The organism is Streptomyces sp. NRRL B-24085, from assembly GCF_001282115.1.
Classification (GTDB): domain Bacteria; phylum Actinomycetota; class Actinomycetes; order Streptomycetales; family Streptomycetaceae; genus Streptomyces.
In genome coordinates this window covers 1-10,199 of sequence record NZ_LJBR01000463.1, presented here as the reverse complement: position 1 = coordinate 10,199, position 10,199 = coordinate 1, and the positions used below count along the sequence as shown (strand labels likewise).

The window sequence follows — 10,199 nt, the reverse complement described above, 5'->3', positions numbered from 1 at the left end:
CACCCCGGTTCCCCGGCCACCCCGCCCGGGGCGAGCGCCGAGACACCGGGCGGCGGCAACCACCCCGGCGCCCAGACGGTCGCCCGGCCCCTGGGCAGCGCCCAGCTCGCGCAGACCGGCAGCGAGCTGCCGATCGGGCTGGCCGTCCCGGTGGGCGCCGGCGCGCTGCTGGCAGGCGCGGTCCTCTACCGCAGGGCACGGGCCTCGGCCTAGGACACACCGCGTGAAACGGAGCGGGCCCCGCCTCGGCGGGGCCCGCTCCGTTCGTGCTGTCTCACCACGTGGCACGCACCTGGCGGATGATCCGCCGGCGCAACCGCACCCTGCGGCTGCCGTCGCGCATCAGACTCAGTCGGTCCAACTCCCAGTGTCCGTACTCGGCATGGTCCGTCAGCAGACGTGTGGCGTCCTTGCGGGAGACCCCGCGAGGTACGTACACGTCGACAAATTCGTATTCCGGCATCGCATCTATTGTGCGGGCCGGGGCCCGCTACGGATAGCGTCTGCACTATGTCTGATGCTGTGCAGCCCACCGCTGCCGAGGTACGTGCCGCCGCCGAGGCGGTCAAGACCGCGCTCGACCGCCACCTGGCCGCGGTCGAACGCAGGTCGGGAGAGGACGACCCCGCCGTCTACGAGGCCTTCAACGAACTGGCCGCGGCCGCCGAGGTGTACGACGAGCTGCTCTACGACCGCTATGACGAGGTCACCCCCTTCGAGATCCCGGGCGCGGAGGACGCCCCTCCGTACACCGGCCCCGAGGAGCCGAACGCGCTGAGCGTGCTGATCCGCCGCGACTACGCCGTGGTGGAACCGCAGCGGCTGCTGGCCCAGGCCCAGCGGGTCGAGGCGGCCGACGAGGGGCTCGGCACGGAGGCCTCCGGCACGGTGCACGGCGCGCTGGAGGTGCTGTTCGGTGAGTTCGAGCCCGACGAGATCGCCTCCCGGCACAAGGAGTTCGGGCTGGAGGAGGGCGACTCCACGCTGTGGGTGACCGCGGCGGACGAACCGGCCGAGCCGGGGGAGTGGCTGGAGACGCCGTTCGAGCAGGTCGACGTGGAGCGGGTGGTGTGCCGGTTCGACGTCAGCGCGATGTTCGACGACGAGCTCGACGACGACGCCGACGGGCCCGACACCGGGGACGACGACCTGGACCCGCTGGACGTGGATCGTCACTGAGACGAAAGGAGCGCGGCCCCGGAGGAACGATCTCCGGGGCCGCGCTCCTTTCCGTCAGCCGGTCGCCTTCCGGTCAGGCGGTCGTCGGCGACTGGGTCACGAGGAGTGTGGGCAGCCGGGTCGTCCGGGGCTTGGCCGGGATCTCGGCGACCGCCCGCGGCAGGGCCTGCTCCACGCCGTGCACCACGGACAGGTGGCGGTCCGCCCGGCCGAACGCCGTGTAGACCCAGGGCCGGCTCAGGGCCTGTGCCGCGTCCCCGGGCAGGACCACGACCGCCGCGGGCCAGCGGCCGCCCACCGCCTGGTGCGCGGTCAGCGCCCAGCCGTGCCGCACGGACTGCTCCACGCGCTCCTTCGGCACGACCACGGCCTCACCGGAGCAGACCAGGCGCAGACCGTCCGCGTCGGCCCCGACCACCCGGCCGGGGAGCGTACGGCCCGGTACGGGCGAGTAGGCGACGCGGTCACCGGGGTCGAACCCGCCGAAGCGTCCCGGGCCGGGGTTCAGGCGCTCCTTCAGGGCCGCGTTGAGGACCCTGGTGCCGGCCGCGCCGCCGTGGCCCGGGGTGATCACCTGGGTCTCCTCGGCGGGGACCCCGATCGCCCGCGGCACCGAGTCCGCGACCAGTTGCACGGTCCGGTGCACGGCCTCGCCCGCGTCCCGCACCGGCACGATCACGACCTCCTTGCCGGGGGCCTCGACCTGGTTCAGCTCCCCGATGCCGATTCCGGAGACCAGCTCTCCGAGGGGGCCGGGGTCCGGCCTGCGCGAGGCGATCTGCGGACAGATCCGTGCGGCGAGCAGATCCGCGAACACCCGCCCGGGCCCCACCGACCACAGCACCGCCGGGTCCCCGCTCAGCACCAGCCGCGCCCCGTCCGGCAGGGACTCCACGAGCAGCGCCGCCGTCTCCACGTCGAGCTGGGGCGCGTCGAGCACGACGAGCAGGTCGAGGTCGAACGCCCCGTCGGCGTCCCGACCGGGCCCCTCGGCGCCGGAGAGCAGTCCGGCGACGGTGGCGACGGGCCGCTCGGAAGCGGCCGGGCCGGCTGCCGGCAGGGTGCCGAAGCGCTCGCGGCCCAGAGGGCTGTGGGTGGCCGCCCAGGCCCGCAGCCCCAGCCCGCGCGCCGCCGCCAGCAGCGCCGCCGGTTCCGCCAGGGACGCCTCACCGCCGGTGTGCAGGACCAGGCCACCCGCCGCGACCGCGCGGATCAGCTCGGCGGCCGACCCCTCGGCCGCCGCGGCGGCGCTCTCCCAGTCCTCGGCCGAACCGTCCTCCTTGGGCACAGAGTTGATCAGCCGGGCCAGTCCGTCGGCGAGGCTCTCCTCCGCGAGGGCGTACCGCTCCAGGCCGACCAGGATCCGCACCGGCCGCTCGGCGCCCTCCTCGTCGTCCTCCGCCGGTTCCGGGGCCGCCGGGTCCAGGGCGTCCTGGAAGACCAGGGCCTCGGCCTCGGCGAGAGTGCTCTGCACGGCCGCCTCGGCGTCCGGCACGCCCCGCTGGGCCAGCGCGGCGGTCAGCGCCGGCATCTCCAGCGCGGTGTGCCCGGCGAGGGCCGCCTGCTCCAGGAGCCAGACGGTGACCGCCCGTCCGCGCCGCTCGTCGTCCGGCGCGCAGTCCGCGCCGAGCAGCGCCCGCGCGAACCCGTCGGCCTGCTCGGGGCGCACACCCGCGACCCGCAGCAACTGCCAGGGGTCGGCCCGCAGCTCGTCGTCGGCTCCCTCCCCGAGGACGGCGGCGACCTGCGCCGCGAGGGTCTCCGGCGCCCCGCCTTCGGCCAGCACCCGCCGTACGGCCTCCACGGTCTCCGGCACGGGCGCGCCCACGGCACCGGCCGCGCCGCCGACACCCGGTCCGGCCGCCTCCGCCGACACCGGCCGGGGCCGTGCCGGTTCCTGGGCGGGCCGGCGCGGGGGCTCGGGCTCGCTGAAGACGGCGGCGACGGGCTTCGCCCCGCTCTCCACCGCCCGTACGGCGGCGAGGAGATCGGCTGCCTTCCCGCTGAGCTTGGCCCCGCTCTCGATCGGTCCCTGCTTCTCGGCCTTGCGCCGGGCGATGCGCTCCCGCTCGATCCGCTGCGCCGCCAACTCGGCCTCGGCCTCGGACAAGCGGGCCTTCTCCGCCGCGTCCGCCTCGACGTCGGAGCCGTGAGCGGCATCGCCTTCAGCGTCGGCGTCGGCGTCGGCATCGGCATCGGCGCCGAGGGTGGCACCGCCCTCGCCCGTGCTGTCGCCGCCGTCCGCCTCCTGCTCCGGCGTCCCGTCCGTGCCCTCCGGCTCCGGCGCGGCGCCCCGCGTCCCCGGCTCGGTCTTCTCCGTGGGCTCCGGCTCCGTGCTCACAGCGTGCTCCAGTCGTGATCGGGATAGCGGTGCACGGGCGCCGACACGTCGTCGAGCGCCCGGCAGATCTCGTCAGGAAGACTAAGGGCCTCCACTGACAATGCCGCCGTGAGCTGCTGCGAGTTGCGCGCGCCGACGATCGGCGCGGTCACCCCCGGCCGGTCCCGGACCCACGCGAGGGCCACCTGGAGGGGTGTCACCGCGAGTCCGTCGGCCGCCGTGGTCACCGCGTCCACGATGTGGCTCGCGGTCTCGTCGAGGTACGGCGCGACGAACGGCGCCAGATGCTCCGAGGCACCCCGGGAGTCGGCCGGCGTGGAGGTGCGGTACTTGCCCGTCAGGACACCGCGGCCGAGGGGAGAGGAGGGCAGCAGTCCGATGCCCAGGTCGAGCGCGGCGGGCAGCACCTCCCGCTCGACCCCGCGCTGGAGCAGCGAGTACTCGAGCTGTGTCGCGGCAAGCCGGGTGCGCGTCCCCGGCGCGGCCAACTGCCACGTCCCGGCCTTGGCGAGCTGCCAGCCGCAGAAGTTGGAGACCCCGGCGTAGCGGGCGCGGCCGCTGCTGACGGCCAGGTCGAGGGCCTGAAGCGTCTCCTCCAGCGGGGTGTGCGGATCGTAGGAGTGGATGTGCCACACGTCGACGTAGTCCGTGCCGAGGCGGGCCAGTGAGTCGTCCAGCGCGGAGAGCAGGTGGCCGCGCGAGCCGTCGACACGGACGTCCGGGTCGGGGACGCTGCCGGCCTTCGTGGAGATGACCAGGTCCCGGCGCGGGACCAGCCCTTCTATGAGGCGGCCGAGGAGGTACTCGGCCTCCCCGTCGCCGTACACGTCCGCCGTGTCGACCAGCGTCCCGCCTGCCTCCCAGAACGTTTTCAGGAGGTCCGCCGCGTCGTGCTCGTCGGTGTCCCTGCCCCAGGTGAGGGTGCCGAGCCCGATGCGGGACACGCGCAGGCCGGTACGGCCGAGATGCCTCTGCTCCATGAACGCCGAGATTACTGGCCAGAACCTGTCGCGTGGGGGCCTGTGGACAACGGATTCCGACAGGTGCGCGGTATTCCCCGCCCGGTCGGGCACGGGCCGCGGCCTGCCCGGGGCGGCTCCGCCGCGCTAAGGTCTGCCGACAAGGACGTTACTGATCGGTAAGGGGAATCGGCCATGCAGCTCGGGATCAACCTCGGCTACTGGGGCGCCGGAATGGACGCGGACAATCTCGCCGTCGCCCAGGAGGCGGACCGGCTCGGATACGCCGTCTGCTGGGCCGCCGAGGCCTACGGCTCGGACGCGGCCACCGTGCTCACCTGGGTAGCCGCCCAGACCGAGCGCATCGACGTGGGTTCGGCCATCTTCCAGATCCCGGCCCGCCAGCCGGCGATGACCGCGATGACCGCCGCCACCCTCGACTCCCTTTCCGGCGGCCGCTTCCGCCTCGGCCTCGGTGTCTCGGGACCGCAGGTCTCCGAGGGCTGGTACGGCGTCAAGTTCGACAAGCCGCTGGCACGCACGCGTGAGTACGTCGAGATCGTCCGCAAGGCCATGTCGCGCGAGCGCCTGTCCTACGAGGGACAGCACTGGACGCTGCCCCTGCCCGGCGGCCCCGGCAAGCCGATCAAGCTGACCGTGCACCCCGAGCGCGAGCACATCCCGCTGTACATCGCCGCGATCGGCCCGAAGAACCTGGAGCAGACCGGCGAGATCGCCGACGGCGCCCTGCTGATCTTCCCCTCCGCCGAGCACCTGGAGGACACCGCGATCCAGTACCTGCGGGCGGGCCGCGAGAAGGCCGGCAAGACCCTCGACGGGTTCGACGTCTGCCCGACCCTGCCGCTCGCTGTCGGTGAGGACAAGGACGTCAGCAGGCTCGCCGACACCTTCCGCCCCTACACCGCGCTGTACGTCGGCGGCATGGGCAGCCGCAAGCAGAACTTCTACAACCAGCTCGCCCGGCGCATGGGGTTCGAGGAGGCGGCCGCCGAGATCCAGGACAAGTACCTGGGCGGCGACAAGGACGGTGCCGCGGCCGCCGTCCCGCACGACCTCATCGACAAGACGACCCTGCTCGGCTCCGTGGACCGCATCGCGGACCGCATGAAGGAGTACGCGGCGGCCGGCGTCACCACCCTGACCCTGGCTCCCGCCGGCTTCACCCTCGACGAGCGCCTCGCCTCACTCCGCGCCGGCACGGAGGCCCTGGAACGCGCCGGCCTCGCCTAGCCCCGTCCGGGCACCCGCAACCCGCGAGCCTCCCGACAACCTCGTCACCCCAGGCAGCGCCAAGGCTCGCCGCTACTGGCCCGATGCAATCGCGCGAGGGCCCGCACCCGCCAGCTCCGCCGAGTGCGGGCCGTGGCGCCGCTCGCCTTGCCGGCAGCCGGGCCGCGGTGGCGCTCGGTCCTACCTCGGCTCTCGGCGGCTCTGCGGGGTTGGGGGCGGGGCGTCGGTGCTCTTTTGTCGACTGCCGGGCCGCGAAGGCGCTCCTACCGGCCCGGCGTAGTCCCGCCTGCGTCCGGCTGCCAGCGGCTTCTCGGGATGGGGCCGTCCCGTCCGCTTCCTCTCCCGACAGCCAGGTCGCGGCGCCGCTCGGGTGCAGCGGTCCCGGTGTGGTCGCCGCCTCACCCGTACCCCATCCGACCGCCGGAGGCTTCCGCGGCCGTGGTGGGGGCTCGGGGGTCTTCCCCGCCACGGCCGTCACCGTGATTCAACGCGCTCACGCCCGCACGGTTACGCCCCCCTGGTGACCCCGGTGGTCCTCCTTTTGGCGGAGTTCTCCGACACTGCTGTTGCAGCACCCCTCGCACCGCATTTGACTCGTTCTTTGCGGATTGCCGCGGAGTCCGGCAGAGAGGTGCCCCACGATGCTTTCGGCCAAGAGTCTGTTCCAGGAGATCCTCGACCACGACGAGTCCTTCCGGCTGTTCTGCTCCATAGCGGCCAGCGGGGAGTCGCAGGGCGGCTGGGAGAACGCCCGTATCGCCACCCTGGTCCCGCCGAGCGAACGCGCACTCGCCCCCAAGATCACCCGCCACGGCGCCGACGAGGACAAGCACGGGCGGATCTTCAACGCCCTGATGAGGAAGCGCGGCCTCGAACCCGTCCCCGTCCCGCCGGACACCGACTACACGATGCTCCTGGAGAAGCACGGCATCGGTCTCGCCCACGAGAAGCTGCAGAGCGACGAGCCGCTGACCGTGCACGACATCGTCACCTACCTCGCCCACAGCCGGGTCACCGAACAGCGCGCATCCGAGCAGATGGAGCTGCTGCGCAAGCACTTCGCCGACCACCCCGACCTCGGCCGGGCGGTACGGATGATCTCCGCCGACGAGGACAACCACCTCGCCTACTGCCACGAGGAACTGCTGCGCTTCGCCCGCGCCGGCCACGGCCGCGCCATCCAGCACACGCTCAGGGAGTGCGCGCTGGCCGAGATCCGCGTCTACCGGGACGTCAGCCTCGCGGTGATGGCCCACATGGGCCGCATCCTCGGCTGGTCCCGCGCGAAGTCCGCCGTCCTCGCCGCGGGCATCCACGCCGTCTACGCCTACGAGCGCGCCGCGGGCTGGCGCCGCATGGTCTCCCTGAAGCCGCCGGAGCGCCGCGACGCCCTCGGCGGACCCGCCACCTCCGCGCCCGAGTTCGCCTGAACAGCGCCCGCTACAGCCAGCCCCGGCGCTTGAACGTCCGGTACAGCAGCACTTCCAGCACGCCCATCAGCGCGATCACCGCCGGATACGCCCACACCCAGTGCAGCTCGGGCATGTGCTCGAAGTTCATGCCGTAGATCCCCGCGATCATCGTGGGGATCGCCGCCATGGCCGCCCACGCGGAGATCTTCCGCATGTCGTCGTTCTGCCGGACGCTCATCTGCGCGAGATGCGCCGACAGGACGTCCGACACCAGCCGGTCCAGCCCCTCCACCGACTCGTTCACGCGCGCGAGATGGTCGTTGACGTCCCGGAAGAAGGGCCGCGCCTTCTCGTTCACGAACGGCACCGTCCCGCCGTACGCCCCCACGCCCGCGAGCCTGGTCAGCGGCATCGACAGCGGGACGGTGGCCCGGCGGAACTCCAGGATCTGCCGCTTGAAGGTGTAGATCCGCGAGGCCGTGTTGCGTGAGCCGCCGCCGTCCGGCGAGAACACCTCCGCCTCCAGCTCCTCCAGGTCGGTCCCGAGTTCGGTCGCCACCTCCAGGTAGTGGTCCACGACCGCGTCGGCCACCGCGTACAGCACCGCGGTGGGCCCCTTGCCGAGCAGCTTCGGCTCCTGCTCCAGGCGGTCCCGCACGGCCTTCAGCGGCGAGCCCACGCCATGACGGACCGTCACCACGAAGCCGTCGCCGAGGAAGAGCATGACCTCGCCGGTGGACACGGTGTCGCTGTCCGGCTCGTACACCACGGGCTTGAGGACGACGAACAGCGAGTCGTCGTACACCTCCAGCTTGGGCCGCTGATGCGCCTTGAGGGCGTCCTCGACCGCCAGCGGATGCAGCCCGAACTCCTTGGTGACGTGGTCGAACTCGTTCTCCGACGGTTCGTGCAGACCGATCCACACGAACCCGCCCCCCGACCGCGCCTGGTCCAGCGCGTCGGACAGGTCCTCGGGTCCCTCGGTCCGGTGTCCCTCCCGGTAGATGGCACAGTCGACGATCACGGAGCGTATTCTCCCGTCGCTCGCAGGACATTGCATTCCGGCGTACGCCTACCCTTGCCGCATGCCCACGTTGATCCTTGTCAGGCACGGACGCTCCACCGCGAACACCGAGGGACTGCTCGCCGGGTGGACGCCCGGAGTCGCCCTGGACGAGCGCGGGGCCGCTCAGGCGGCCTCGCTGCCCGGACGGCTCGAAGGGGTGCCGATCTCCGAGGTCGTCGCCAGCCCCCTGCAGCGCTGCCAGGAGACGGTCCAGCCGCTGCTCGACGCCAGGCCCGGCCTCCGGGCGCACAGCGAGGAGCGCATCGGGGAGTGCCACTACGGCGACTGGTCCGGGCGCAAGCTCGCCGAGCTCATGGACGAGCCGCTCATGGAGGTCGTCCAGGCGCACCCGTCGGCGGCCGCGTTCCCCGGCGGCGAGTCCATGCGGGCGATGCAGACGCGCGCGGCGGAGGCCGTGCGCGAGTGGAACGCGCGCGTGGAGCGCGATCACGGAGCCGACGCCGTCTATCTGATGTGCTCGCACGGCGACATCATCAAGTCGCTCGTGGCCGACGCACTCGGACTGCATCTCGACCTCTTCCAGCGGATCTCCGTGGAACCGTGTTCCATCACCGTCATCCGCTACACACGCCTGCGGCCGTTCCTCGTCCGCCTCGGCGACACCGGTGACTTCGCGTCCCTGGTGCCGCGCGAGGAGGCGGCGGGCGGTGACGCCCCGGTCGGTGGTGGTGCGGGCGCACCGTGATCGTCGGGCGCAGTAGGGTGAAGCGGTTCACACAAGCGCGTTCAGGCATGGACGTTCCGTCGTTCCCCGTCGTTCCCGTACTCACGAATCCAATGGAGACAGGACGTGTCCCGTCAGGTGTTCCTCTATGACCCGCCGGACCGCTTCGTGGCCGGCACGGTCGGACTGCCCGGGCGCCGTACGTTCTTCCTCCAGGCCACGGCCGGCCCCCGGGTGACCAGCGTGGCCCTGGAGAAGACGCAGGTGGCCGCCTTGGCCGAGCGGATGGACGAGCTCCTCGACGAGGTCGTGCGCCGCAGTGGAGGCAGCGCTTCCGTGCCCGCCGTACCGCCTACCGAGATCGCCGACACCGCGCCCCTCGACACCCCCGTCGAGGAGGAGTTCCGGGTCGGCACCATGGCCCTCGCCTGGGACGGCGAGGAGCAGCGCATGATCGTCGAGGCGCAGGCCCTCGTGGAGCTGGAGGCCGAGTCCGAGGAGGACCTCGCCGAGGCCGAGGAGAGACTCCTCCAGGACGAGGAGAACGGACCCCCGATGCTGCGGGTCCGCCTCACCGGCGCGCAGGCCAGGGCCTTCGCCAAGCGCGCCCTGGACGTCGTCAACGCGGGGCGGCCGCCGTGTCCGCTGTGCAGTCTCCCGCTCGACCCGGAAGGACACGTATGTCCGCGCCAGAACGGATACCGCCGCGGAGCGTGACCACGGCCGAGCTGCTCGCCCGGGGCGAGCTGACGGTACGCGGGCAGATCCGGGACGCCTCCAACGCGGTGCTGCACTGCTCCGTCGCCCACGAGGGCCGGGAGGCGCTGTGCGTCTACAAGCCGGTCCGCGGCGAGCGGCCCCTGTGGGACTTCCCGGACGGCACCCTCGCCCAGCGGGAGGTCGCCGCGTACGAGGTGTCCGAGGCGACCGGCTGGGGCCTGGTGCCGCCCACCGTGCTGCGGGACGGGCCCTTCGGCGAGGGCATGTGCCAGCTGTGGATCGAGGGGGCGCCCGGCAGTGAGCTGCTCGCCCTGGTCGACGGCGAGGAGCCCGAGCCGGGCTGGAAGGCCATCGGCCTCGCCGAGGTCGGCGAGGGCAGGACCGCGCTGCTGGTGCACGCCGACGACGAGCGGCTGCGCCGGCTCGCCGTCCTCGACGCGGTGATCAACAACGCGGACCGCAAGGGCGGCCACCTGCTGCCCGCCGGGGGCGGCCGGCTCTACGGCATCGACCACGGCGTGACCTTCAACGTCGAGAACAAGCTGCGGACCCTGCTGTGGGGCTGGGCGGGGGAGCCCCTGACGGG

General features: G+C 72.8%; 10 protein-coding genes and 1 pseudogene. 7 read left to right on the top strand and 4 right to left on the bottom strand.

Annotated elements, in window-relative coordinates:
* Positions 1-213 (top strand): annotated as a pseudogene (locus tag AOJ26_RS36705) (Tat pathway signal protein); the annotation flags it as partial.
* A gap of 61 nt (positions 214-274) precedes the next feature.
* Here the strand turns inward: AOJ26_RS36705 and AOJ26_RS36700 are convergent.
* Positions 275-463, bottom strand: coding sequence for a DUF5703 family protein (locus AOJ26_RS36700; RefSeq protein WP_007380901.1), 189 nt, complete (start codon positions 461-463; stop codon positions 275-277).
* 47 nt (positions 464-510) lie between these two features.
* Between AOJ26_RS36700 and AOJ26_RS36695 the strand changes: the two genes are divergently transcribed.
* Positions 511-1,179 (top strand): hypothetical protein, encoded by a 669-nt coding sequence (locus tag AOJ26_RS36695; protein ID WP_053852685.1) that lies wholly within the window; start codon positions 511-513, stop codon positions 1,177-1,179.
* 73 nt (positions 1,180-1,252) lie between these two features.
* Here AOJ26_RS36695 and AOJ26_RS36690 read toward each other — a convergent pair whose 3' ends face one another.
* Positions 1,253-3,520, bottom strand: coding sequence for a helix-hairpin-helix domain-containing protein (locus AOJ26_RS36690; protein ID WP_053852684.1), 2,268 nt, complete (start codon positions 3,518-3,520; stop codon positions 1,253-1,255).
* Positions 3,517-4,500 carry an aldo/keto reductase gene (locus AOJ26_RS36685; protein ID WP_053852683.1) on the bottom strand — a complete coding sequence of 328 codons (984 nt, stop codon included), beginning with the start codon at positions 4,498-4,500 and terminating at the stop codon, positions 3,517-3,519. Before AOJ26_RS36685 ends, AOJ26_RS36690 begins: the two co-directional genes overlap by 4 nt.
* A 174-nt stretch (positions 4,501-4,674) precedes the next feature.
* On the opposite strand from AOJ26_RS36685, the gene AOJ26_RS36680 reads away from it, so the two are divergent.
* Both AOJ26_RS36680 and AOJ26_RS36675 read left to right on the top strand, forming a co-directional pair.
* The gene (locus AOJ26_RS36680; RefSeq protein ID WP_053852682.1) at positions 4,675-5,730 is read left to right on the top strand and encodes an LLM class F420-dependent oxidoreductase; all 1,056 of its coding nucleotides are present in this window, start codon (positions 4,675-4,677) and stop codon (positions 5,728-5,730) included.
* A 641-nt stretch (positions 5,731-6,371) separates the two neighbouring features.
* Entirely contained in the window at positions 6,372-7,160 is a 789-nt protein-coding gene (locus AOJ26_RS36675) for a ferritin-like domain-containing protein (protein WP_053852681.1), read from the top strand.
* 10 nt (positions 7,161-7,170) lie between these two features.
* Here AOJ26_RS36675 and corA read toward each other — a convergent pair whose 3' ends face one another.
* Positions 7,171-8,166: a magnesium/cobalt transporter CorA gene (gene corA, locus AOJ26_RS36670; RefSeq protein ID WP_053852680.1), complete on the bottom strand. Its 996-nt coding sequence runs from the start codon at positions 8,164-8,166 to the stop codon at positions 7,171-7,173.
* 61 nt (positions 8,167-8,227) lie between these two features.
* Here corA and AOJ26_RS36665 point away from each other — a divergent pair, with 61 nt between their 5' ends.
* From AOJ26_RS36665 to AOJ26_RS36655, 3 genes are all read left to right on the top strand, one after another.
* Complete coding sequence (locus tag AOJ26_RS36665; RefSeq protein WP_053852679.1) at positions 8,228-8,914, top strand: histidine phosphatase family protein; 687 nt, start codon at positions 8,228-8,230, stop codon at positions 8,912-8,914.
* A gap of 105 nt (positions 8,915-9,019) precedes the next feature.
* Entirely contained in the window at positions 9,020-9,610 is a 591-nt protein-coding gene (locus tag AOJ26_RS36660) for a DUF3090 domain-containing protein (RefSeq protein WP_037715380.1), read from the top strand.
* Positions 9,574-10,199: SCO1664 family protein (locus AOJ26_RS36655; protein ID WP_199828906.1), on the top strand; the 626-nt coding region annotated here is incomplete at its 3' end. The genes AOJ26_RS36660 and AOJ26_RS36655, both read left to right, overlap by 37 nt.

What these genes read in the sequence shown, in the direction of transcription:
- AOJ26_RS36665 (WP_053852679.1), top strand. Translation starts at nt 8,228, where the DNA reads ATGCCCACGTTGATCCTTGTCAGGCACGGACGCTCCACCGCGAACACC.
- AOJ26_RS36685 (WP_053852683.1), bottom strand. Translation starts at nt 4,500, where the DNA reads ATGGAGCAGAGGCATCTCGGCCGTACCGGCCTGCGCGTGTCCCGCATC.
- AOJ26_RS36675 (WP_053852681.1), top strand. Translation starts at nt 6,372, where the DNA reads ATGCTTTCGGCCAAGAGTCTGTTCCAGGAGATCCTCGACCACGACGAG.
- AOJ26_RS36695 (WP_053852685.1), top strand. Translation starts at nt 511, where the DNA reads ATGTCTGATGCTGTGCAGCCCACCGCTGCCGAGGTACGTGCCGCCGCC.
- AOJ26_RS36700 (WP_007380901.1), bottom strand. Translation starts at nt 463, where the DNA reads ATGCCGGAATACGAATTTGTCGACGTGTACGTACCTCGCGGGGTCTCC.
- AOJ26_RS36680 (WP_053852682.1), top strand. Translation starts at nt 4,675, where the DNA reads ATGCAGCTCGGGATCAACCTCGGCTACTGGGGCGCCGGAATGGACGCG.